The organism is Arthrobacter sp. Marseille-P9274 (assembly GCF_946892675.1).
In the GTDB taxonomy this organism is placed as follows: Bacteria; Actinomycetota; Actinomycetes; order Actinomycetales; family Micrococcaceae; genus Crystallibacter.
In genome coordinates, this window is record NZ_CAMPOV010000003.1 from 216,242 (window position 1) to 239,155 (window position 22,914).

Annotated in this window: 21 protein-coding genes; 9 read left to right on the forward strand and 12 right to left on the reverse strand. The window is 67.9% G+C overall.

Annotation, left to right across the window (positions count from 1 at the left end; all coding sequences use genetic code 11):
- Positions 1 to 133: 133 nt before the first annotated feature.
- Positions 134 to 1,237, forward strand: coding sequence for an NADH:flavin oxidoreductase/NADH oxidase (locus OC550_RS18355; RefSeq protein WP_262107380.1), 1,104 nt, complete (start codon positions 134 to 136; stop codon positions 1,235 to 1,237).
- A gap of 147 nt (positions 1,238 to 1,384) precedes the next feature.
- Positions 1,385 to 1,723 (forward strand): hypothetical protein, encoded by a 339-nt coding sequence (locus OC550_RS18360; protein WP_262107381.1) that lies wholly within the window; start codon positions 1,385 to 1,387, stop codon positions 1,721 to 1,723.
- Positions 1,724 to 1,841: 118 nt separating this feature from the next.
- On the opposite strand, the gene OC550_RS18365 is transcribed toward OC550_RS18360, so the two are convergent.
- Entirely contained in the window at positions 1,842 to 2,573 is a 732-nt protein-coding gene (locus OC550_RS18365) for an SDR family NAD(P)-dependent oxidoreductase (RefSeq protein WP_262107382.1), read from the reverse strand.
- 76 nt (positions 2,574 to 2,649) lie between these two features.
- On the reverse strand, positions 2,650 to 3,141 hold the full coding sequence (locus tag OC550_RS18370) for a type II toxin-antitoxin system VapC family toxin (protein ID WP_262107383.1): 492 nt from the start codon (positions 3,139 to 3,141) through the stop codon (positions 2,650 to 2,652).
- Between the two features lie 316 nt (positions 3,142 to 3,457).
- On the opposite strand from OC550_RS18370, the gene OC550_RS18375 reads away from it, so the two are divergent.
- From OC550_RS18375 to OC550_RS18390, 4 genes are all read left to right on the forward strand, one after another.
- The gene (locus OC550_RS18375) at positions 3,458 to 4,282 is read left to right on the forward strand and encodes a DUF4397 domain-containing protein (RefSeq protein ID WP_262107384.1); all 825 of its coding nucleotides are present in this window, start codon (positions 3,458 to 3,460) and stop codon (positions 4,280 to 4,282) included.
- 108 nt (positions 4,283 to 4,390) lie between these two features.
- Positions 4,391 to 5,074 carry a class F sortase gene (locus tag OC550_RS18380; protein WP_262107385.1) on the forward strand — a complete coding sequence of 228 codons (684 nt, stop codon included), beginning with the start codon at positions 4,391 to 4,393 and terminating at the stop codon, positions 5,072 to 5,074.
- 57 nt (positions 5,075 to 5,131) lie between these two features.
- Positions 5,132 to 5,701, forward strand: a complete 570-nt coding sequence (locus tag OC550_RS18385; protein WP_262107386.1) for an RNA polymerase sigma factor — start codon at positions 5,132 to 5,134, stop codon at positions 5,699 to 5,701.
- Positions 5,688 to 6,434, forward strand: coding sequence for an anti-sigma factor (locus OC550_RS18390; RefSeq protein WP_262107387.1), 747 nt, complete (start codon positions 5,688 to 5,690; stop codon positions 6,432 to 6,434). The genes OC550_RS18385 and OC550_RS18390 overlap by 14 nt, the downstream gene beginning before the upstream one ends.
- 798 nt (positions 6,435 to 7,232) lie before the next feature.
- On the opposite strand, the gene OC550_RS18395 is transcribed toward OC550_RS18390, so the two are convergent.
- Both OC550_RS18395 and OC550_RS18400 read right to left on the reverse strand, forming a co-directional pair.
- Positions 7,233 to 8,333, reverse strand: a complete 1,101-nt coding sequence (locus OC550_RS18395; RefSeq protein ID WP_262107388.1) for a serine/threonine-protein kinase — start codon at positions 8,331 to 8,333, stop codon at positions 7,233 to 7,235.
- Between the two features lie 247 nt (positions 8,334 to 8,580).
- Complete coding sequence (locus OC550_RS18400; protein WP_262107389.1) at positions 8,581 to 9,249, reverse strand: aspartate/glutamate racemase family protein; 669 nt, start codon at positions 9,247 to 9,249, stop codon at positions 8,581 to 8,583.
- Positions 9,250 to 9,782: 533 nt separating this feature from the next.
- On the opposite strand from OC550_RS18400, the gene OC550_RS18405 reads away from it, so the two are divergent.
- Together OC550_RS18405 and OC550_RS22400 are read left to right on the forward strand one after the other, a co-directional pair.
- Complete coding sequence (locus tag OC550_RS18405) at positions 9,783 to 10,943, forward strand: thermonuclease family protein (protein WP_262107390.1); 1,161 nt, start codon at positions 9,783 to 9,785, stop codon at positions 10,941 to 10,943.
- A gap of 41 nt (positions 10,944 to 10,984) precedes the next feature.
- Positions 10,985 to 11,329, forward strand: a complete 345-nt coding sequence (locus tag OC550_RS22400) for a PH domain-containing protein (protein WP_368736947.1) — start codon at positions 10,985 to 10,987, stop codon at positions 11,327 to 11,329.
- A gap of 106 nt (positions 11,330 to 11,435) precedes the next feature.
- Here OC550_RS22400 and OC550_RS18410 read toward each other — a convergent pair whose 3' ends face one another.
- The 8 genes from OC550_RS18410 to glnT all read right to left on the reverse strand — a co-directional run bounded on the left by OC550_RS18410 (position 11,436) and on the right by glnT (position 20,898).
- Positions 11,436 to 12,626 carry an MBL fold metallo-hydrolase gene (locus tag OC550_RS18410; RefSeq protein WP_262107391.1) on the reverse strand — a complete coding sequence of 397 codons (1,191 nt, stop codon included), beginning with the start codon at positions 12,624 to 12,626 and terminating at the stop codon, positions 11,436 to 11,438.
- Between the two features lie 610 nt (positions 12,627 to 13,236).
- Entirely contained in the window at positions 13,237 to 13,854 is a 618-nt protein-coding gene (locus OC550_RS18415; RefSeq protein WP_262107392.1) for an XRE family transcriptional regulator, read from the reverse strand.
- 128 nt (positions 13,855 to 13,982) lie between these two features.
- Positions 13,983 to 15,239, reverse strand: a complete 1,257-nt coding sequence (locus OC550_RS18420; protein WP_262107393.1) for an allantoate amidohydrolase — start codon at positions 15,237 to 15,239, stop codon at positions 13,983 to 13,985.
- The gene (locus OC550_RS18425; protein ID WP_262107394.1) at positions 15,236 to 16,393 is read right to left on the reverse strand and encodes an FAD-dependent oxidoreductase; all 1,158 of its coding nucleotides are present in this window, start codon (positions 16,391 to 16,393) and stop codon (positions 15,236 to 15,238) included. Before OC550_RS18425 ends, OC550_RS18420 begins: the two co-directional genes overlap by 4 nt.
- Entirely contained in the window at positions 16,393 to 17,778 is a 1,386-nt protein-coding gene (locus OC550_RS18430; RefSeq protein WP_262107395.1) for an FMN-binding glutamate synthase family protein, read from the reverse strand. The genes OC550_RS18425 and OC550_RS18430 overlap by 1 nt, the downstream gene beginning before the upstream one ends.
- 9 nt (positions 17,779 to 17,787) lie before the next feature.
- Positions 17,788 to 18,519 carry a protein glxC gene (locus OC550_RS18435; protein WP_262107396.1) on the reverse strand — a complete coding sequence of 244 codons (732 nt, stop codon included), beginning with the start codon at positions 18,517 to 18,519 and terminating at the stop codon, positions 17,788 to 17,790.
- Between the two features lie 34 nt (positions 18,520 to 18,553).
- Entirely contained in the window at positions 18,554 to 19,462 is a 909-nt protein-coding gene (locus tag OC550_RS18440) for a glutamine amidotransferase (protein ID WP_262107397.1), read from the reverse strand.
- Positions 19,463 to 19,521: 59 nt separating this feature from the next.
- Positions 19,522 to 20,898, reverse strand: a complete 1,377-nt coding sequence (gene glnT, locus OC550_RS18445) for a type III glutamate--ammonia ligase (protein WP_262107398.1) — start codon at positions 20,896 to 20,898, stop codon at positions 19,522 to 19,524.
- Positions 20,899 to 21,227: 329 nt separating this feature from the next.
- Here glnT and OC550_RS18450 point away from each other — a divergent pair, with 329 nt between their 5' ends.
- Positions 21,228 to 22,481: an ammonium transporter gene (locus OC550_RS18450; protein ID WP_262107399.1), complete on the forward strand. Its 1,254-nt coding sequence runs from the start codon at positions 21,228 to 21,230 to the stop codon at positions 22,479 to 22,481.
- Positions 22,482 to 22,914: the final 433 nt, after the last annotated feature.

Here is a 22,914-nt window from a genome sequence, read left to right on the forward strand (position 1 = left end):
GGTCCGCAACAGCCATCTGGGCTTACTCAACAAACCGCTAACGACGGCGGGAGCTGCTTAGGTTCCGGCTTCCGCAATGGTGCGCTAGGCGCGCGCCGGAATAGCTGAGGCCGGGCTCCGGTTGCAGCCTTACGTGAGTAAGCTCTTCGAACCCGCGACCCTGACCACCCCCGACGGCACCGGACTGCAGCTGCGCAACCGCACGGTGCTCGCACCGATGTGCCAGTACTCGGTGACCGCACGCGACGGAGTTCCCACCGACTGGCACCTGGTGCACCTCGGAGCCCGGGCCGCCGGCGGCTTCGGCCTCGTCGTTGCTGAGGCAACCGCCGTAGTGCCCGAGGGCCGGATCTCCGACCGCGACGCCGGGCTGTGGAACGATGCGCAGCGCGACGCCTGGAAGCCCATCGTGGACTTCGCCCACGAGCAGGGGGCGGCGATCGGTGTCCAGCTGGCACACGCCGGCGCCAAGGCCTCCACCTACCCCTGGCTGCCCGGGCAGGCCGAAGGCTCCATCCCCGTGGACGAGGGAGGCTGGGAAACGGTCGGCCCCTCGACGACCGACATCTTCGGCCTGGCGCGGCCGCACGCCATGGACGTTGACGAGATCCAGGCCTCCGTCCGGTCCTGGGCAGCCGCCGCACGCCGGGCCGATGAGGCGGGATTCGACGTCATACAGATCCACGCCGCCCACGGCTACCTCATCCATCAGTTCCTCTCCCCGCTGACCAACCACCGTGAGGACGCTTACGGGGGCAGCTACGAGAACCGCACTGGGTACGCGCGCGAGGTCATCGCGGCCGTTCGGGCTGCCTGGCCGGACCACAAGCCGCTGGCGATCCGCCTCTCCGGGGACGACTGGGTCGAGGGCGGCTGGCGGCTCGCCGACACGCTCCGTTTTGTCCGCGAGGCGCGGGAACTCGGCGTCACCGCATTCGACCTCTCCAGCGCCGGCATCGGGTCGTACCACGGCCCCTCCGGCCCGGGCTTCCAGGTTCCGCTCGCCGCTGCCGTGCGCGAAGCGCTGGAAGGCACGGATTCCTTCGTCACCGCCGTCGGACTCCTGACCGACCCGGCCCAGGCCGAACACGTGGTGGTCACCGGGCAGGCCGACGGCGTGAGCGTTGGCCGCGCGGCACTGAAGGACGCGCACTGGCCGGCGAACGCGGCGAAGGTCCTCGGCGTCGCCCGCGACGGGAACCCGCGCGCGGATCAGTACTGGCGCGCCGCCTGGTAAACAGCAAGGCTGCCATCGGCACTGGCAGCTATGCCTGACGGATTCGTCGCTTGCCCTTACGTCCTACCCGTGTCAGGACTAGATTCGAACCAAGCCCGGCTGACCATCAAAGATCCACCGTCGTCTGCTTCCAGCCTAGGAGGAATCATGAATGAGTCTTTGAACCGCGAAGAATTGCCGCTTCCGGATTATGACCATATCCCGCTCGGCACGCTGGGGTCCCGCATCTCCTCGCTGGATGAGCAGGGCGTGCAGGCGCTGCTCGACTACGAGCAGGGGCACGGCAATCGCCTGCCCGTTGTGCAGGTGCTGGAGGCCCGCATCGACGCGCTGAAGAACGGCGCGCAGCCCAGCGGATCCATTCCGGAGAACATGCCGGAAGTCAGCCAGAGCCAACAGGGTTCGCCCGTGTCTCCCGCGACGTCCGGCCCGCCCATCAACCCGCCGTCGCACGGCGACCCGACCAACCCCGCCCAGCCGCGCTAGGCCGCTCCCGGGCAGATAAACAACGCTCCCAACTCCTCGTTGGGCGCCCACGCGCCGCCTGGCCGGACCACAAGCCGCTGGCGGTCCGCTTCTCCGGAGTGGGGGGACGGAACCGGGTTCAGGCCAGCCGCTCCCCGGTGATGCGGGCCAGCTGGTCAAGCAGCCCGGCCTGCAGCCGCTGATCGTAGGCGGCCCGGTGCGCCTTCTGCCGGTGCTGGTGGTGCCAGTAGCCGCCGCTCGTGAGCGCCTCCGGGTCGCCGCTGGTGGCCAGCCATTCCTGGGTGACGTGGCCCAGCCGCAGGTCGTCCGGGGCGTTCGTGCCGCCCATTTTGGTGGGCACCCAGCCGGGATCGACGGCGTTGCTGAGCACGTCCGGCCACAGCCGGGCCACCGCCATTGCCAGGGCGGTCACGTGCAGTTTGCTGTCCGAGTAGGACACACGGTGCGCCGCGCCGTCCCGGGCCATACCGGCCAAGTCGGCGCTGCCGCCGCGGTGCATGCCGCTGCTGAGGTAGATCAGCCGGCCCGGCCGGTGGATGAGCGCGGTCAGCAGGTAGGGCGCGACGACGTTTACCTGGAAGACGTGGGCGCCGCCGAGCACGCCCGCGTTGTGGACCACGGCGTCCAGGGGACCGGCCCGGTTCACCTGGCCGGCGACGTCGCGCGTTTCCCCTATGTCGGACAGGTCGCCGACGACGCCGAGCGCGCCGCGGTCGAGGAGATCCTGGAGCGCGGCCAGGCGTCCGGCGCTGCGCGCGTGCACAACGACGTCGTGCCCCTTGTCCAGGAGGGACTGTGCGGTGGCCCGGCCGAGCCCGTCGGTGGAGCCGGTGATGAAAACCCGTGCCATCAGTCCTCCTTCGAAAGTGCCGCCCGCAGATGGACAAGGCGAACCTGGAGATACCTTCGCGCGGCTCCGCCCCGTGTCATCCCGTAGCTAACGACGGCGGCGCTCCATCCTTCGGCGGCAGTTTCCGCTGGCGTCCCCCGCCGTTGCCCGCCCTCCTGCCGGCACCGGCCGGCAGGAACAATGCCTCCGGCTCGGCGAGCTTCACCAGCTTCCGCGCCGACCGGGCAAGCTCCGGGTCGAGCGTCACGAAGGCGTCCGCCTGGAGCTGGGTCAGCGCCACGTATTCGGCGTCGAAGGTGTCCGGCCACCCGAGTTCGGCCGCGACCTTCCAGGCGGCCTGCTGCAAGGCCCGGTCCCCCAGCAGGCGGATCCGCAGCCCCCGAAGGTAGTCGAGCTGCCGTTCCGCCTCCCGCGGCTCCATCGCGCCGCACTGGACTTCACGGTAGAGGAGGGAGAGGACCTGCGAGCGCAGCAAGGTGGGCGCCACGAGCTGGTGCGCCATCGCGATTCGGGCCTCGTCGCGGGCCAACTGCAGTGCAACATCGGGCCCGATCACAAACCTGGTCATCTCGACTCCACTCTCGGACTCCCGCGGCCGCCCCGCCACCCCAGGGTTACTCCCGGAGCAGCTGCAGCGGCCGCGAATTCACCGGTCCGCCCACACCCTCATTGTCCCGCCGGGTAGCTGATCCGTCACGATGTTGGAGCCTGCGCGGCGGAAGTCTGAAGGGAATTTACGACCGCGGCGCGCTCCCTTGCGCGGGGCCTTCAGCCGTTTCACAAAGAATTTGCGTCCGCCTGCATCCAAACGGGGGCCCCGGACGGTAGTAGGGGTGTAAGCAACATCCCGCCCGGTCCCCCGGGCCGTTGAAGGAGAGATGGCAATGCGCAGAATGATTCTTGCTACCGGAGCCGCAGGACTGATGGCGGCGGCCGGTTTTGCCGCGCCCGCCCAGGCCGCGGACGGCGAAGCCCAGCTGTCGGTACTGCACGGCGTGCCGGACCTCACCGTCGATGTGTGGGTCGACGGTGCGCTCGCCCTGGACGACTTCGCGCCGGGAACCCTGGCCGGACCGCTTCCCGTTCCTGCCGGGGGCCACTCGCTGGCCATCACGGCCTCGGACGCCGCCAGCGCGGACGACGCGGTCATCGGCCCGGTCGACGTCGAACTCAAGGACGGCGGCAACTACACGGCCGTGGCGAACCTCGACGCCGAAGGCAACCCGACCGCCAACTTCTACACCAACGATGTGTCCACCATCGAGGCCGGCAAGGGCAAGCTGACGGTCCGGCATACCGCCGCCGCCCCCGCAGTGGACGTCCTGGCCGGGGACACCGCGGTGATCGAAGGCCTCGAAAATCCGGATGAGCAGACCCTGACGCTGGATCCGGGCACCGTGCCCGCGTCCGTCGCGGCTGCCGGGACCACGGAACCCGTGATCGGCCCTGCCGACGTGACGGTGGTCGAAGGCACCCACTCGATTGTCTACGCCTGGGGCAGCCTCGACGACGGCAACCTGCAGCTGGCCGTCCAGAACATCGAGGGCCTGCACGCGAATCCGGGAGCCGTCCCCGGAGGCCGCTCGGGTGCGGCTGCCGACGAGGGCAGCACCGGTGCGGCCGTGGCCGGCGCCGCGGCAGGCGGCCTGCTGCTGCTCGGCGCTGGCACGGTGGCCCTGCGGCGCCGCGCCGTGGCCCGCCGCGGCTGATTGAGCCGGCGGCGTCCACGCCCTCCACCAAAGGTGGGCGCCGCCTCCATCCGCCCGTCCGGTCCCGGGCACCTAGGGACCGGGCGGGCCCCACTTTTGAGGAGCAGCATGAACCGGCCCGCGACAACGGCGACCCGCCGCATTAGGAAGCGCCCCGCCGTCGTTATTTCCCTGGCCGCGACCCTGCTGCTGGCCACGGCCTGCGGCGCCCCGACTCCCGGTTCCGCTCCAGCGAGTCCTGCGGCCAGCACCGCGACAGAGGCCCCCGTCCGGACCGCCGCCGAACCGGCGCCGGCCCTCCCGGACATTCCCCTCCGGAAAGCGACGCCAGCCCCGCCGCCCCGCGACCCGGCCCCGCCGCGGTTCCTGCGGGTCGAGGGCACCTCCATCTCCGTCGAAGTGGTCGAGGTCGGCGTGGGCCCGGACAACGCGATGGTCATTCCCGACTCGTTCTACCAGGCCGGCTGGTACCGCTACGGAACGGTTCCCGGAGAGAAGGAGGGCAGCGCTGTGATCGCGGCGCATGTCGACACGCTGACCGATGTGGCGCCGTTCGCCGAACTCAAGCGGCTGGACGCCGGCGCGCGGGTAACGGTGGAACAGGCCGACGGCGACGAGCTGGAATACACGGTCGCCCGGGTGGAGTCGGTGGAGAAGGGGGATCTCGACGGCGGGAGCCTGTTCCGCCGGGACGGCCCTCCCGAACTGAAGCTCGTGACCTGCGGCGGCCGGTGGCTGGACGAGCGCCAAGACTACAGCGACAATGTCATAGTCACCGCAGTGCCGCGGTGAGCGGCACCACCGGCCATGGACGCGACGCGCTACGCCGCAGTTGGGAGGGAGCAACCGTTGGCTCCTCCCGCTGCCAGTGCCTGGACCGCAGACCTCGACTCGGCCTTTGCCGGCGGGGACGAAACCGCCCTGGCGGAGGCCTACCGGCAGTTCGCTCCGCTGGTCCAGACCCTCGCGGCCCGTTCGCTGGGGAACAGGTCAGCGGCCGACGACGTGACGCAGGAAGTCTTCATCCGCGCCTGGCGCTCGCGCTCCACCTTCGACCCCTCGCGGGCACGGCTTCCGGCCTGGATCGTGGGCATCACCCGCAATGCCATTTCCGACGCCCAGTCCTCCTCGGTCAGGGAGCTGCGCAGCATGCAGGCGGCGCAGCTGGTCGCCGACCCGGACGGTGCCGCCGGCGGCCCCGACGCCGATTTGCTCGCTGACCGGCTCCTGCTTCACGACGAGCTGGAGCGCCTGGGAGAACCGCAGGGGTCCATCATGCGTTTGGCCTTCTTCGACGACCTGACGCACGACCAGATTTCCCGCCGGCTCGAACTGCCGTTGGGTACAGTCAAGAGCCACATCCGCCGCAGCCTGCAGCACCTGAGACGCCGATTGGAGGTAGACAGTGCCGCATATTGACCCGGACCTGCTCAGCCTCATGGCCCTCGGCGAGCCGATGGCGAGCGAGGCCGACAACGAGCACCTGCGGACCTGCGCTGCCTGCGCCGCGGAGCACGCCGCCCTCCGCCGGGCGGTCGACGCCGCTCGCGTCCCGCCCGACGCCGCGCCCCTCACGCAGCCGTCCGCCGGCGTCTGGACGGCCATCCATCGCGAGCTCGCCCTCGACGAGTCCCTCGCCGCCGACCCCCTGGAGCCGGAGCGGCCGCAGGAGGTCACCAACCTCGCCGACCGGCGCTCTGCCCGTCCCCGGGGGCCCGCCGCAGGGCCGCGCCGGAACACCGCGCTCTGGCTGATCGCCGGGGCGGCCGCCGTCGTCACCGCCGCCGCCGGCATTTCCTGGGTCGTCTCGCAGCAGACCCAGGCCCCGCCGCTGGCCGAAGCCCGGCTCGAGCCGCTGGCCGACTTCGCCACCACCGGCACCGCGGAAGTCATCGAGCGCGACGGCGAACGGGAGCTCAGCATCGAACTCAGCGACAAGGAAGGGTCCGGCTACCAGGAAGTCTGGCTCATCAAGCCGGACCTGTCCGGCCTCGTCAGCCTCGGGATCATGGACGCGTCCTCGGCCACCTTCGCGATCCCGCCGGGGCTGGACCTCGCCCAGTACCCGATCGTGGACGTCTCGGACGAGCCGCTGGACGGCAACCCGGCCCACTCCGGCGTCAGCATCGTCCGCGGTTCGCTCTCCCTGTGAGCGGGACTGCTGTCTCGTCACCCTAACCGGAAGTACGACGGCGGCGCGGCACCTTAGCGGTAACCGGGCGGCTTCCGCGTGCCGGCCGTTCGCCACAGGGACAGTCCGACGTCCGGCCCGCCCGCGGGCCCGGTTTTAGCCGTCCTCCTGGCCTTTTCCTTGTCCCTGGCCTCGGCCGTTGCCTCCTTGGTTGCCGTTGTCCGACTTGTTGTCACTACCCTTGGATCCGCTGTTGCTGTTGCCCTACCCGGGTTGCCGTCTGTCTTTTGCGTTGTTCCGCTGCCCGGACTGTTGTCGTGCGGGCGGGAGCTGGTGCTGGCGGGGCGGGAGCTGGTGCTGGCGGGCGGGAGCTGGTGCTGGCGGGCGGGAGCTGGTGCTGGCGGGGTTGGTGCGGGTCGACGGATACGGCACGGGCGGTGCTGTCCGCGCCCGTGCCGGCGTCTGGCTGGCCGGCCCGTGCCGGCGGCCGGCGGCGAGGACGGGGCCGGTGTTGTCGCTGCCGTTCCGCTTCCAGATCTTCGGCCAGCTGGGCGATGGCGGCGTCGATGGCCTGGTAGCGGGCGAAGGACACGTCCCCTTCGCTTGCCGCCCGGGCAAGTTCGTCGGCAAGATCGTCCAACCCTTCCCGCGCTTTCCCGTACTCTCCGGCCGCGGCTGCGGCACGAACAACGGTGGCGTGTTCCTGCATCCTCATGGCGGCTGCATCCGTCAATGGCGGCGGCGCCGCGCAAGCAGCGCCCGTAGACAGGATGGCAGCGGCGAGACATATGGCGGCAGCGGAACGGCGTCGTGTTGGTTTCACGGGACAAGGTTCCGTTCCAGTTCGCGCATGTGCTCTTCCATGTCTCCGGTCAGGGCCGGGGACGGTACGGGGGCGGCAGGTGGTGCCGGCTGCTGCCCGGACGCCATCAGGATTGCGGCAACGACGGCGGCGAGCACCAGCAGCGCGGCGGCCAGCCAGAAAACGGGTTTCCTGCGGGCCCGGGAACGTGCCGGTTTGTTCGGCTTGCGGGCGGGCAGCGCGGCGGTGGAAACAGGCGCTTGGAACGCCGGCGGGGTCGGGGGCTCCTTGCCGTCCATAACCGCCAGGACCGCCTCGACTTCCGCCGCGTCGGGTCTGACGGCAGGATCCATCGCAGTCATGCGGGTGAGCAACTCCGTCCAGCCGGGAGGCAATCCGGGCGGGATCGACGGCGCGCGCTGCAGCCTCGCCACCGCCGACTCGACCGGAGTCCCCGGGAACTCGACCTCTCCGGTCAGGCACTCGAGCAGGACCAGCCCGAGAGAGTAGATGTCGCTGGCGGTTCCCAGCGCCTCGCCCTTGGCCTGTTCGGGGCTGAGGTATGTCGCGGTGCCCACGGTTTTTCCGGTAGCAGTCAGGCGTGTTCCGGCAATCACCCGCGCAATGCCGAAGTCCGTCAGCTTGGCTCTGGCTTCCCCGGTGTGCTCGGCAAAGCTGAGCATGATGTTGCCCGGCTTCAGGTCACGATGGATGACGCCCCGCTCATGGACGTAATGCAGCGCTCCCGCCAGTTGGGCACCGATCTTCGCCACATCCCCGGCCGGAAGCGGACCCTCCCTGAGCCGGTACCGCAGGTCGGAGCCCTGCGCGAGTTCCATCACCACGAAGGAGCAGGACCCATCGGCGGACGAATCTTCCCTGCCGGCATCGTAAACGGCAATCAGCCCGGGGTGGTTGAAGGTGGCCAGCAGCCGGACTTCGGCCTGCTGCCGGCGGAGCTCATCCTCATCGCCGACATCGGGCCGGAAAACCTTCACGGCCACCGGCCGGTCCAGCACTTCGTCGACGGCCTTGTAGACCGCCGCCGACCCGCCCCGGCCTATCAACCCCTGCAGCCTGTAGCGGCCGCCCAAACCCGCCGGCGGCGATGGATCCACGAATACATTTCCTGACACCAAGTACGTTTCTCCCTGTTGAGGGCACCGCGGTGCCACACCTTCGAAAGCAGGCTTACTAAAAGGTATACCCGAGGAGCGCGCCCGGTGGGACACAAGCCGGCAAACGTCGTCAAGCCATATCCTTCCGACCTCGGCGGAACGCGTTCAGCGGGCCCGCTGAACGGACTCGTGCTGACGTGCCCGAGAGCGGGCACGTCAGCTCGAAGCTGGCTTGGGGGAAATTGCGCTAGGCGACCGATCGGTAGGGCGAGATCCAATGTCCTTCAATCGAGGCGGTGAGGGCGGCGCCTGCGGCCAGGACGCCATCAACGACAGGAAGGCCGAGGCGGCGTCGAAGCTCTCCGGCGATACCCATCGTGGTCATTCCGGTACTGGCCAGGAGGATCACGTCCGATCCGGCGTCGGCAAGACGCTGGCCGGCATCGAGGCTCTCGAAGACACCGGTGGGTGTCAGGAGCTCGTTAGTGGTTCTGATGCTGGGCGGGGACTCCACAGCGAACAGGCTGTTGCCGAGCGCCTGTACTACGGACGCCGGGGCCCAGGGCGTAAGGCTGAGGACCCCCACGCGGTGACCGAGGGCCAACGCAGCAGCGGCTCCGGCGGCTCCGGCCCCGACTACAGGCAGATTGAGTTCCTGCCTGACTTCATTCAGACCGGGATCCGCCCCGCAGCTGATGATGATCCCTTCAACGTCTCCAGCCATCTCCTTAGCCACGGCAACGACTTTGGGAACGGCCCGGGATCGGGATTCTTCATCATGTACGCCGTCAGGCTGTAACGCGATCGCGCGCGTCAGGATCTTAAAGGGAAACGTCGACTGCAAAATCTGGCCGTGTAAAGAAATGAGCTTCCAGTTGGTGGCGCTGACTGTCCGGATCAATCCAACACTTTTCATAACCGGCTCCTTCCAAGATCCAATCAGGGAAAAGCTGTGGCATAGGAACGTTCGCTGCTTCACCTCCTGCTTGCTATGCTCCCTGCGAAAAGTTGCCCGGACATTTCGCCGAGGTTATTTCTGCGCGGAGGCTGACAACACAAGTTCAGCGAAGGCCGGAAATCGGCGCAGGAGTCTTGCGATCGATGCCGCGGATCGGCCGGAGACTTCGTCGAGGTCTACGTGGTCTCAAGGCAGCAGCAGGACGCACTCGTCAAGGACGACGGCAACCAGATCCATGTGTTCGTGCCGAAAGTCTCCGGTCTGGCCGGCTGACGCTGCCTGAAGTCACGTGCCCGGGTTGCGAACGAGCTTCTTGTTGGCGAATTCGTTGAAGCCGAACCCGGCCAGCTCGTGGCCGAAGCCGGAGCGCTTGAGCGGCCGACGGCCAGGTCCAAGATGCTCTTGCTGGCGCCGTGAAATGAATACTTAAAGATACAATCACTGTGTCGCCGTTGGGGTTGCGGCTTCTGCATTTACTGGGGGGATTCACTTTGTTTATCAATTCAGCGCGCCTGCGCACCTTTCCTGCGCTTGCCATCGTCGGCGTTTTATCGGCTCTTAGTCTCACGGCTTGCAACGGAGATGAGTCCGTTCAAGCGCAGGTTGTCCGGGTAGTCGACGGGGATACGTTCGAAGCCGAGTACGGCGGTGCCACCAAGATGGTTCGGCTCCTCAACATCGATACTCCGGAGACGAAACACCCCAACAAGATCGTCGAGTGCCAAGGACCTGAGGCAACCGAGTTCTTGAAGGGCAAGCTCTCGGAGGGGTCGACGGTCGAACTCCGTTTCGATGAGGAAAAGACCGACCGTTTCGATCGTGTCCTGGCCGCTGCCTTTGTCGGAGACGAACTCATCAACGCCTCCATTGCCCGCGCCGGCCTCGGTGTAGCCGAAATCTATGGTGCAAACGAGAAGTACTACGAACCGGTGAAGGCTGCCCAGGATGAGGCCGCCGAGAACAAGGCCGGCATCTACCAGGAGCAGCTCGCGTGCAGCCCGACGACACTCGCCGAACAGCAAATCGAGGCGCTTGCCGGCCCAGTGGAGCCGGGCGCTGCTGCTACCTCGGGAGAGATTGCGGCCGCCGCATCCACGCTCGGAACCGCGATCGCTGCCGCTTCCGTAGCTCAAGGCCTCCTCAACGATGGGAAGGGCGCCGTCATCGCAGCTGCCCTGGGCGGCAAAGTGATGACGGGTTCTTCCGACAGACTTGCCGGCTCACTCGCCGCCGCTGATTCACGGCACAGCACACTAAGTGACCGCGCCGCGACTGTGAAGGCGGAAGAAAAGCGGAAGGCGGCCGAAGCCAAGGCCAAGGCGAAAGCGAAGGCCGAAGCGAAAGCCAAAGCCAAAGCCGCTGAGAAAAAGCGGGTCGCGGAGGCAAAACGGCTCAAGGCCGAAGCTGTCGAGCGTGAGCGTGCAGCGGCTCAGGCAGCGGAGCGGGCAGCCGCCGATGCTGCGGCCCGGGCAGCAGCTGAGGCCGAGGCTGCTCGTCGCTACACACCGCCAGCTCCGGCCTATGAAGCTCCGAAGCAGAACTACGAGGCGCCTGCGCCTGCGCCCGCTCAGCAAAACCCCTACCCGGGGTACAACGGCCCCCGTTGCTACGCGCCCGGCGGGAAGTCATGGACGCCCTGCCCCGGCAGGTAATCCCGTCGCCCTTATTAAGTGCCACCGGGAGACTCCCATGATTGATTTCGCAACGGATCGCCTTAAAGCTTCAGCCGGGAAGCCTCCAAGATGTATTCGGTGAATATACAGCCGCCGCCTTTCAGGGCGGGAACGCCGTCGCTGCGTTCCGAGGCATCCGTGATTTCGTGGCCTTCGCCGACAAGCGCTTGATCGTGGTCAACGTTCAGGGCATGACTCCTGCAGATCCCGGGAGCCAGCCCAGGGCGGATCCCGGCTTCTCCACCGCGGCAGCCTCCGTCACGCTTCCCAGACGGTCAAACAGCTTGAAGAACTCCGCCTTCTGCTCCTGGCTGTATTTCCGGTGGGGCACCCGCCCGCGGATCCGGAGGCGACTTCTTGATTAAAGACGACCCGGTCGTTGCAACTCCCGAAAGGGTCCGAGTGTTGCAACGACCGCAAGAACCCAAGGTTCCGTCAAAACCGCAAGCACGAGCGTCTAAAGCTGGAAGGCTACCGAGCCCGCGCCGCCGGTCCGATGGCGAGGGCATCCAGATCCTCGCCAACGATCAGCTCGCCGGAGAAGTTGTCGCCGGCCCGTTTGAATTCCTTGACTGGCCAGTTGCCCGGCACCATGTGGTTCAGCACCAGTGTGCGGACACCGGCCTGTTCTGCGATCACACCGACCTCTTCGATCGTGGTGTGGGCGCCCTTGAGGTGCTGATACTCAGCTTCCGCTGCAGCATCGCGGGGCTCCGGGTGGCGCTGGGCGATCCACTGCTCGGCGATGACTTCGTGCACCAGAATGTCGGCACCGGCAGCGAGTTCCACTAGATTTTCGCTGGGCCCGGTGTCGCCGGAGAAGACGACAGTTCCGGTATCCGTCTCGAATTTGAAAGCGAACGCAGGGAACACGGGCGCGTGCTGGACCAGCGTTGCGGATACCTTAACCCGGTCGTCCTCGTAGAAGCTGAACGGCGACATGCGCGGATTCGGGTTGCCGTTCGGGTCCTTGGCATACTGCGCCGGCAGGGGGATGTCGCGGCCGGCGAAGATCTTGTCCGGTGTGGGATAGCCACTGTCTATGACGCGGTCATTGAAGTCCGTGGCGAAGGTCTTCACCATCATGTCGATCGTTTCCCGGGTGCCCGGCGTGGGGTTCTCCGGGGCGACGACCTCGGTCATTTTCTCGCCGTTGTAGCTTACGGGGAGGGCACCGCGGTTGCCCGGCCCCCAGATCTCCACGAGCCGGTCCCTGCGGGACAGGCCGTTCTGCAGACCGGTGCCCAGGATCCCGTACAGGTCCGCAATATGGTCAGAGTGCAGGTGGGTGAGGAACACCGACTGAAGACCATCGAGCGGGCCCTGCATGTCCTTGTCCCAGGTGCCCAGCCGGGCATCCTTGATCTGGCGCCCGACTCCGTGCCCGGCATCGATCAGATAGTAGCGGTCGCCGACTACGACGGCGGAAGCCACGCCTGCCCGATCCGTTTCCATCCACCACGGGGGTCCGCCCGAGGTTCCCAGCAGGATCAGCCGGTTCTTCGCATCCGATGTCAGGGGCTTGCGGCGGGGCCCGGTACGGGGACTACCGGACTGCGGCGGCAGCGCCGCACCGGTCAAAACCGGTGCCAGCCCGGCTACGGATAAAGAACCAAGAACGGCGCGGCGCGACAGGCGCCCGCTATCAGGCGTCTTTGCCATTGGGGGAGATCTCCTTGCATTCACGGGCTGCCGCCGAAGCGGCTTGGCCCTGGCCTACCAACTGCCGGCGGCGCGGGAATGCGTCCGGGCAGCAGCCACGCGTATCCACATTAGGAGAAGGCCGAAAGGATGTGAAAGACGGATTCGATCCTTATTGATACATGCTGCGTATATGGGCGGGGGAACGGTCGGGTAAGACGCGGCAGGGTGTCCGAAAGGGTTTGTTTGAAGAGACCGGGCGGCCTCTCCAGACATGTGTGCGGCAATACGGCTAGGCAACAGTCCGAAGAAGGAGACAGCCTTCCAGTGTGCTTGCTGTCGGATTGAAGTACACCCCAACCTGACGTCAGGTGTGCCCCGGAATGAGCGTCAGAATAGAGTTCGAAATCGCCTTTCTTGACACATACTCGGGAACTCTTAGATTTCAACCTGACAATTCAGGCTTGGAGGACTAAGTGGCAGGTCAGCGGATCGGGTCGATGTTGACGGACTGATAACTGACACGGCTCCTACCAAGGCGGTGACCCATGAGCACGAACAGCGTGGGGTGCAACTCGTCGTCGCGCAGCCCTAATTAAGCGGTTTGCACCTGCTCCTGGTATGCGACGTACTAGTGCGCGGCGACGGCGAGGAAGCGGATGGGCAGTTCGATGAGCCGCAACGGTCCGTGCGGACCTTCCCCCTCGAAAACCAGCGAGTCTCCCGGCGACAGCTCGTACTCGTAGGACCCGTGCCCGTACACCATGCGCCCCTCGAGCATGTAGATGAACTCCGTGCCGGAGTGCTGGAACAGCGGAAAGACGTCCGACGCGCTGGTCAGCGTGACCAGGCTGGGCTCGATCGGGTTTTGCCGCCGCTTGAGGGATCCGAGCGACCGGTACTCGTGGCCGTGACGCGTCCCGGTGCGCACGGTAACGCTTCCCTCGCCGGCCTTGGTGAGCGTCGCCTCGCGCTCCGTGTCCGCCCCTTGGAACAGGGAGGTGACAGGAACATTGAGGCCGTGGGCCAGGCGCTGCAAGGTGGTCAGCGAGCAGGAAGTGCTGGCCGATTCGATCTTCGAGACCATGGCCTTGGACAGTCCGGTGCGGGCCGCGAGCTCGGCCGCGGAAATTCCGGCCTCGCGACGGCACCGCTTCACCTGCGCGGCGATGACAGCCTCGAGCGAGCCGGGGGCGTCCGCCGGTTCGGCCTCAGCATGCGGTTCCTGCCCGGCCTCCTCGCTTGTCATGGGTCGAGTATAGGCAGGGGCAGAAGAGCCGCCCCAAAACTCCTCTGCGGCCACCAGGTCGGAGGCGGACGGGGCGAAGGGCAGGCCGATGCTGCCGGCCGCCCTGTCCTGCCCCGTCCGCCCCCGCGTCATTCCCGTCCCGCCAGCCCCTGGAGGACGTCCGCCAGAGCCAGCGCCCCCGCCTCCGCGTCGTCGTCCTCTACATGTTCCTGGGGGGAATGCGAGATTCCCGTCGGGTTGCGGACGAACAGCATGGCTGTCGGAAGGCGGGCCGCCAGTACGCCCGCGTCGTGGCCCGCACCCGTGTCGAGGACCGGAGCGTCCGGCAGCAGCTCCCCGACGCGCCCTCGGAGCGCGGGATCGAAGTGGACGGTTGGGCTCAGCGATTCCTCGTTGAGCCTCACGGTGCAGCCTTCGGCGGCGGCGGCGCGGATCGCCTCCGCGTGGATGCGTTCTACGACAGCGGCGGTCACCGCGTCGTCCTGGTGGCGGACGTCGATCCACAGGTTGACGCAAGACGCGATGACGTTGGTGCCGCCCGGCACCGGTTCGATCCGTCCCACCGTTGCCCGGGCTCCCGGATGCCGGAGGGCTGCGTCGCGGACAGCCTGGACCATCGCGGCCGCGGCGACCATCGGATCCCGCCGGTCCTCCATGAGCGTCGTTCCCGCGTGGTTGCCCTGTCCCGCCACGGTCAGTCGCCAGCGGCCGTGCCCGAGGATGGACGAGCCGACGGCGACCGCACGGTCGAGGTCGACCAGTCCCCTGCCCTGTTCCACGTGGAGCTCGACGAATGCCCCGATCCGGCCGACGGCTTCAGGATCCGGCCCCACGAAGCGTGGATCGAGGCCCGCTGCCGCGGCGACGTCGGCGAAGGTGTCGCCGTCCGGGTCCCGCAGGTTCCGGGCCTTGTCCGGATCGATGGCACCGGTCAGCAGGCGGGAGCCGAAGCACGCCACACCGAAGCGGGAACCCTCTTCTTCCGGAAAGACCGCGAGGGCGATGGGCCGCCGCGGGGCCATGCCGCGGCTGCGGAGATGGTCGACGGCGGCGAGGGCAGAAGCGACGCCGAGCGGGCCGTCGAAGGCACCGCCGCCCGGAACCGAGTCCAGGTGGCTGCCGGTGACGACGGCGTCCTGCCGCGACCCGCTGCCCGTGTCCCACCAGGCCCAGAGTGCGCCGTTGCGGTCCGTCTCGGTGTCCAGTCCGCGGTGCCGCGCCTCGTCGAGGAACCACTCGCGCAGCTCCTGTTCGGCCGTGGAATACAGGGCCCGGCTGTAGCCGCCGCGACCGGTGTCCCTGCCCGTGGCTGCGATTCCGGCGAGCAGACCTGTGACGCCGGGCCCCGCCGTCGTCGTCGCCACCGCCCCCGGCGCCGTGCTCACGCCGACCGTCCCGAGGCCGCCGCCCGCGAGGGACGGAACCGTTCCGGCACGCCCGCCGCCCCGGTCGCGAGGTCCGCCGCCAGGGTGCCCAGCAGCGGCGCGAACTTCGCCCCGTGGCCGCTGCAGGGCGAGAGGATGGTGACGCCGTCGGCGGTGTCGATGACGAAGTCCTCGGTGGGCGTGTTGGTGAACAAGCACGTCGTCTCCGCGTAGGGCTCCGGGACCAGGCCCGGGACGTACCGTTTGACGTACTCGATAATCCGTTCGCGGTGCTCCGGGTCGATCAGGCCGTCCTGGGCGGAGGCGTCGGGGATGGCCTTGCCGCCGTTGAATTCGGCCAGCTTCTGGCCCCGGAACTCCGCGTCCCGGCCGCCCGGCAATCCATAGGTCTGGATGCCCGGCCGTTTGTGGATGAACGTGGGCCAGTGGGTCCCCGGCAGCGGCTGCTCACGGTAGGGGAAGTGGAAGGCCGTCTCCTGCATCACGGTGAAGGCCGGCAGCGAGGCCAGGAACGCCGGCGGCAGGTCGAGGCCGCCGAGCAGCCCCGGCAGCCAGCCGCCCGCGGCAAGCACGAGATGCCCTGCTTGCAGCTGCTCGCCGCGCTCATTGGTGAGCAGGTAGCCCGCGCCCGAGCGCCGCGCCGTGGTAAGCGTCCAGTCCTGGAGGAGCCGGGCTCCGTGTCCGACGGCGGCCCGCACCATGGTGTGGACGGTCTCGTGGGCGTCGATCACCCCGGCGCCCTGGTGCCAGAGCACCTCGGTGTCGAACGCGAACTGGGGCCAGCGGCCGCGGGCCTCCTCGGCAGACAGCAGCTCGTGCCCGATGCCGGCGCCAGCGAGCACGTCGGCAAGGGCGCGCGGTTCCCGGTCCTGGCCGTAGTCGACGCAGCCGGTCGGCGTGATGAGGGGCTGTCCCGCCAGCTCGGAAAGCTCCTCCCAGCCGGCCAGGGATTCCTTCACCATGGCGGCATAGCCGGCCTCCGGGTAGGCGTAGCGGAAGATCCGCGCCGACCCGTGCGAGCTGCCGGCGTCGTTGGCCGGCACGGACCGCTCGACGACGGCGACCTCCTGGCCGCGCGCGGCAAGCTGCCACGCCGTGGCGGCGCCGGCCAGGCCGGCGCCGACCACCACGTAATCGAAGGCTTCCGCGGACATCAGAAACCTGCCCCGCCTGTGCCGGGAATCCACGAGGTGCCTGCCAGCGGCACCCGTGCCATGGCCGCCGACTCCATGGTCAGGGCCACCAGGTCCTCCGGTTCCAGATTGCGCAGGTGCGCCTTGCCGCAGGCGCGGGCGATGGTCTGCGCCTCCATGGTCAGCACGCGGAGGTAGTTGGCGATCCGCCGCCCGCCTGCCACCGGGTCAAGTCGATTGGCCAGCTCCGGGTCCTGGGTGGAGATACCGGCGGGATCCCGGCCGTCCTGGAAGTCGTCGTAGTAGCCGGCGGCCGAGCCGAGCCGGGCGTACTCGTCCGCATGGCGCGGGCTGTTGTCGCCGAGAGCGATCAGCGCGGCGGTGCCGATCGCCACCGCGTCGGCCCCGAGGGCCATCGCCTTGGCCACATCGGCGCCGGTGCGGATACCGCCGGAGACGATCAGCTGCACCTTGCGGTGCATGCCCAGTTCCTGAAGGGCCTGCACCGCCTGCGGGATGGCCGCCAGTGTGGGGATGCCGACGTTTTCGATGAACACCTGCTGCGTGGCGGCGGTTCCGCCCTGCATGCCGTCGACGACGACCACGTCCGCTCCGGCCTTCACCGCCAGGGCGGTGTCGTAGTAGGGCCGGGAGGCACCGATCTTCACGTAGATGGGCTTCTCCCAGTCGGTGATCTCGCGCAGTTCGGCGATCTTGATCTCCAGGTCGTCCGGCCCGGTCCAGTCCGGGTGCCGGCAGGCCGAGCGCTGGTCAATCCCCACGGGCAGCGTGCGCATCCCGGCCACTCGCTCGGTGATCTTCTGCCCCAGCAGCATTCCGCCGCCGCCCGGCTTGGCGCCCTGGCCAAGGACGACCTCAATCGCATCGGCCTTGCGCAGGTCCTCCGGGTTCATCCCGTAGCGGGAGGGCAGGTACTGGTAGACGAGGTTCCTGGACTGGCCGCGCTCCTCCGGCGTCATGCCGCCGTCGCCCGTGGTGGTTGACGTCCCCACCTCGCTGGCGCCGCGGCCCAGGGCTTCCTTGGCGTTCGCCGAAAGGGCGCCGAAGCTCATGCCCGCGATGGTCACGACCGTGTCGAGGTGCAGGGGTTTCGAGGCATAGCGGTCGCCGAGGACGACGTCGGTACCGCACTTTTCGCGGTAGCCCTCCAACGGGTAGCGGGACATGGAGGCTCCGAGGAAGAGCAGGTCGTCGAAGTGCGGGACATGCCGCTTGGCGCCCCAGCCGCGGATATCGTAGATGCCGGTTTCGGCGGCGCGCTGGATGTCCGCGATGGTGGCTCGGTCGAAGGTGGCGGACTCGCGGAGGCCCTGCGCGGCCAGGGAGGATGCAGCCAGGGACGGCGCGGCAGCGGCCGGGGACTGGCCGGTTGTGGTGAGGGTCATGGCTGTCTCCTAGTAGGCGCTGGAGTTGTCGACGTGGAAGTTGTAGAGGGTGCGGGCGGAGCCGTAGCGGGTGAAGTCGGCCGGATCGTCGTCGCGGCCGGCGTCGCGGAGGAGTTCCCCGAGCTCGGCCAGGTGCTCGGGCCGCATCTCCTTGGCGATGCAGTCGGCGCCGAGCGAGGCCACCTTGCCCTTGACGTAGATGCGGGCCTCATAGATGGAGTCGCCGAGGGCGTCACCGGCATCGCCGCAGACCACCAGCCGCCCGGCCTGGGCCATGAAGGCCGACATGTGGCCGATGCTGCCACCGACCACGATGTCCACGCCCTTCATCGAGATGCCGCAGCGGGCGGCGGCATTGCCGTCGACGACCAGCAGCCCGCCGTGGGCCGTGGCACCCGCCGACTGCGAGGCATCGCCGGTGACGTGGACGGTCCCCGACATCATGTTTTCGGCGACGCCGACGCCGGCATTGCCCACGATCGTGACGCGGCCCCCCTCGTTCATGCCCGCGGCGTAGTAGCCGGCGTGGCCGTTGATCTCCACGTCGATCACGGCGTTGATGCCGACGGCGAGGCTGTGCTTGCCACCGGGGTGCTCGACGGCGAAGGACTCGCCGTCGGACGCCTCATGGATGGCATGGTTCAAGGTGCGGACGTCGTCGAGCTTGAGGTCGAAGACCCGGACCTGCTCCTCGGCCCCTGCCGGGCTTTGGACGGGGAGGCTGTCGAGGGTGATGGTCACGTTGGAACTCCTTCTGTTGTTGGGGCGGCGGCGCTCAAAGCGACCAGGTGTAGACCTTGCCGGGTTCGGGTTCGAAGATGCGGGCGTGCTCGATCCCGGGCAGCTCCGCCAGCGCGCGGAACTCGGACGCCATGGCGACCCAGTCGTCCGTCTCGGCGATGATGGCCGGCTTGCAGGCGATCGGGTCCCGCACCACCGCCATGCTGTCTGCGGTGGTGACCACGAGCGTGTAGAACCCGTCGAGCACCTTGCCCAGGTTGACCAGCGCGGTCTCGAGGTCGTCGCCCTGCTGCAGGCGGTGGGCGATATAGCGGGCGCCGACCTCGGTGTCGTTCTCCGAGTCGAACTCCACGCCGAGCCGCTTGAGCTCGCGGCGGACCGAGGCATGGTTGGAGAAGGATCCGTTGTGCACCAGGCAGAGGTCGTCTGCCACCGAGAAGGGATGTGATCCCCCTGCGGTCACGGCCGACTCGGTGGCCATGCGGGTGTGGCTGACCGCCTGGCTGCCGTACATGCCGCCGAGTCCGTGGCGCTCCGCGACCTCCATCGGATGGCCTACGCTCTTCATGACCGTGACGCGCTCTCCCCTGCCTACTACGACGGCGTCCGGGCGGGCCTTGGCCACGGCGCCGGCCAGCTCACCGGCCGTCACGTCCGCGGACACCAGTGTGGTGTCGCCGACCACCTTGACCTGGGACCCGGCTCCCTCCGGGAGCAGACCCGCCAGGAAATCGTCGATGTCGGCGGGACGGATGCCGAGGTCCCCGCCCAGGAGGCTGAGGGTGGACTGACCCTCGGTGACCAGCGACGGGTTGTCGTAGACGGCCAGGCCGGCGGAGTCCGGTCCCCGGTCGACGATTTCGCAGAGCATGGTGGAGAGCAGGGAGCCCATCCTTGGGCGCAGCTCCGGGTTACGCAGCTGCAGGGCGGCGATTCCGCACATGGCGTGGTTCCTCTTCTGTCGTTCTGGGTGTGTTCTGAAGGTTTTGTGGACGACGGCGGTCAAACAGCGGTGAGGTACTGGTCCACTTCCCAGCCGGTGACCTCGTTGTGCCACTGGAAGAATTCGGTCTCCTTCGCTGCGGCGTAGTAGCGCCCCACGGCTTCAGAGCCGCTGAGGGCCGCCAGCATGACGGGGTCCTCGCGCAGCGACTGCACGGCATGCAGAAGCGTGGGCGGTAGCGTGGCGGCGCCGGGCCGGCGCTCCCCCGGGCCGCACGGGGCGCCCGGGTCCAGGTCGCGGTCGATCCCGTCCAGGCCGGCGGTGATCACGGCTGCCATGGCCAGGTAGGGGTTGGCGGAACCGTCTCCGGAGCGCAGTTCGATGCGGTGCGGGTCCGGGACGCGGATCATGTGTGTCCGGTCGTTGCCTCCGTAGGAGGCCTTGTTTGTCGACCAGGTGGCGCCGGATTCAGTGGTGATGGCCCCGGTCCGCTTGTAGGAGTTGACCGTCGGGGCGAGGAAGGCCTGCAGCGCGGGTGCGTGGTCGAGGATGCCCGCGAGGAAGCTGTAGGCCGTCCCGGAAAAGCCGAGGCCGTGCGGGTCGTCGCCCGCGGCTGGGAACATTTCCTCGCCGCCGCCGTTCCACAGCGACAGGTGGAAGTGCAGTCCGTTGCCTGTGCGGTTGGTGAACGGCTTGGGCATGAAGCTGGCCACCATGCCTCGCTGCTCGGCGAGTACGTTCAGGAGGTACCGGAGGGTCACCACGCGGTCGGCTGTGACCAGGGCGTCGTCGTAATCGAAGTTCTGCTCGAACTGGCCGGCGCCGTCCTCGTGGTCGTTGGCATAGTTGCCCCAGCCCAGGCCGTTCATTACATCGGAAACCTCGGTGAGGTGCTCGTACATCCGGGTGACGCCTCGGGCGTCGTAGCAGGGGTGGGCACCGTCGTCCTTGATATCCGCGGTGGCCAGCGCCCCGTCCGCCCCCTTCGTGAGCAGGTAGTACTCGACCTCGGCACCGGCCTTGGCGGTCATGTTCTTTTCTGCCAGCCGCGCCAGGGCGCGCTTCAAGATCACGCGGGGCGCGTACGCCCAGGGCTTGCCGTCCACGTGGGGATCGCAGTGCACCAGGGCCATTCCGGGACGGACGGCATCGAGGGGGGTGAAGCTGGCCGGATCGGGGACCGCGCAGAGGTCTCCGTCCTGCGGGTTCTGTCCCATGAGGCCGGCCGCATAGCCTGCGAAGCCCAGCTTTCCGGCTTCCAGCTCCGCCAGCGCGGAAACCGGCACCAGCTTCGCGCACGGCTTGCCGTTCATGTCGACGAAGGTTGCAAGTATGAACCTGGTGCCGTGGAGGGCCGCCAGTTCTGCCAGCGGGGATCCTGCCGTCTGCGGGAGCCCGGTGAGGTCCGTGCCGGCCTCGGAAATGAGTGCGGTCATCGTTCGTCCAATCGTTCTGGTCTGTTCCCTGTCAGGAAACTGTGTTGAATCCAGTTACCCATGACGGGATTACCGGGCAACTACCGGAATGTAAAAGCTGTGTTTCCGGGCCGCCGAGGCGCCGGGATGCGCGGGGGACTGCCGGCAACCGGCAGGCCGGAGTGTTTTACCTTCCCGAAACACCGTGCAGGCAGACTGAAACATCGAACTGGTTTATTAGCGGTGAACGAAGTTTCATGCGCGGACATCGGCTTGGGGAAAATTTGCCGAACGGACCGCCCTCATTCCTCCCATCCACCAATGACCTAACAACGACAAAGGAAAATCCCATGGACGAAGGTCTCTCCGCCGGAGCCGTGTGGACCATCACGGCCACCGCCTTGATCATTCTCATGACCCCCGCCCTGGCGTTCTTCTACGCCGGCATGACCCGGGTCAAGTCGAGCCTCAACATGCTGATGATGAGCGTCGTATCCATGGGGATCGTCGCCGTCGTCTGGACGCTCTGGGGCAGCTCGATGGCCTCCAGCGATGGCGCCCTCTTCGAACTCTTCGGCAACCCGGCCGCCGACTTCGGCGCCGCCGCGTCGAAGGGCACGGACGCCCTGCTCGGTATCTCCTTCAACGCGGCCTTCGCTATTGTCACGGTCGCCATCATTTCCGGCTCCATTGCCGACCGCGCAAAGTTCGGCGCCTGGTGTCTTTTCGTGCCTCTCTGGGTGACCTTCGCCTACGCGCCCATGGCCTACGCCGTGTGGGGCGGCGGACTGCTCAGCGCAGAGGGCGCGATCGGACAGTGGGCCGGTGAGGCCCTCGACTTCGCCGGCGGCACCGTCATCCATATGAATGCGGGCATGGCCGCGCTGGTGCTCGCCCTGATCCTAGGAGTCCGCCACGGCTTCGGAAAGGATCCCGAGCAGCGCCCCCACAACCTGCCGCTGGTCATGCTGGGCGCAGCCCTCCTCTGGGTCGGCTGGTTCGGCTTCAACGTCGGCGCCGCGTCCAACGACGTCCAGGCGGCCACCATCCTCCTCAACACGCTTGTCTGCCCCGCGGCCGCGATGCTGTCCTGGCTGCTGACCGAGAAGATCCGCGACGGACGCCCGACAACGTTCGGGGCCGCCTCGGCGATCGTGGCCGGCCTCGTCGCCATTTCCCCCGCCTGCGCCGATGTCGACGCGATCGGCGCCGTACTGATCGGCTTGACCACCGGCGTCGCCTCTGCGCTAGCCATCGGACTGAAGTTCAAGCTGAACTACGACGACTCGCTCGACGTCGTGTCGGTCCACCTGGTCTCCGGGTTCATCGGCACCATCGCCCTCGGCTTCTTGGCGCTGCCGTCCGAGGGCAGCGCGGGCGGCCTGTTCTATGGCGGCGGCCCGGGACAGCTCTGGGCGCAGGTCGTATCGACCGTCTTCGCCCTCGCCTACTCCGCTGCGGTCACCGCGATCCTCGGCCTGGCGATCCACCGAACCATCGGCTTCCGCGTCGAGGAGACGGCCGAGCGGGACGGCATCGACGAGCACCAGCACGCCGAGTCGGCCTACCACTTCGGTTCCTTGCAAATAACCGCCAGGCGCTGACCTGCCACCCCGTCCCGTAGGCTGATGTCAGAGGAGTGGCGGTAATCCCGTCAGAACAGAGTCCCTCCCCTTACTGACCCCCGCGACTCAAGTCTTAAATTTCATTCTGACGAGACACGAGCTCCCCTCGTGCTGACTTGACTCCGGCGGACATACTACGGTTATCGGCGATAGCTCAGACTAGGTGCTTGCCCAAATTCTGGCGCCCTGTTGGATCAGACATTCTGCCAGGGCCACCCCCGGGCGGGAGTGCGTCTGGCGCTGGGTGGCGAGCAGGCTGCCGGCTTCCTGTGCGGCCGAGAACCCGGAAGTAATCGAGCTTTCGGCGTAGAGGTGCGTCGTGAATACTGACATCGAATATGTACGAGAGGCTCGGTGCCGTGCTGCGGAGTGGCGCGCCCTTCCATGGAACCCGATGCCCCGTCCCGGCGGG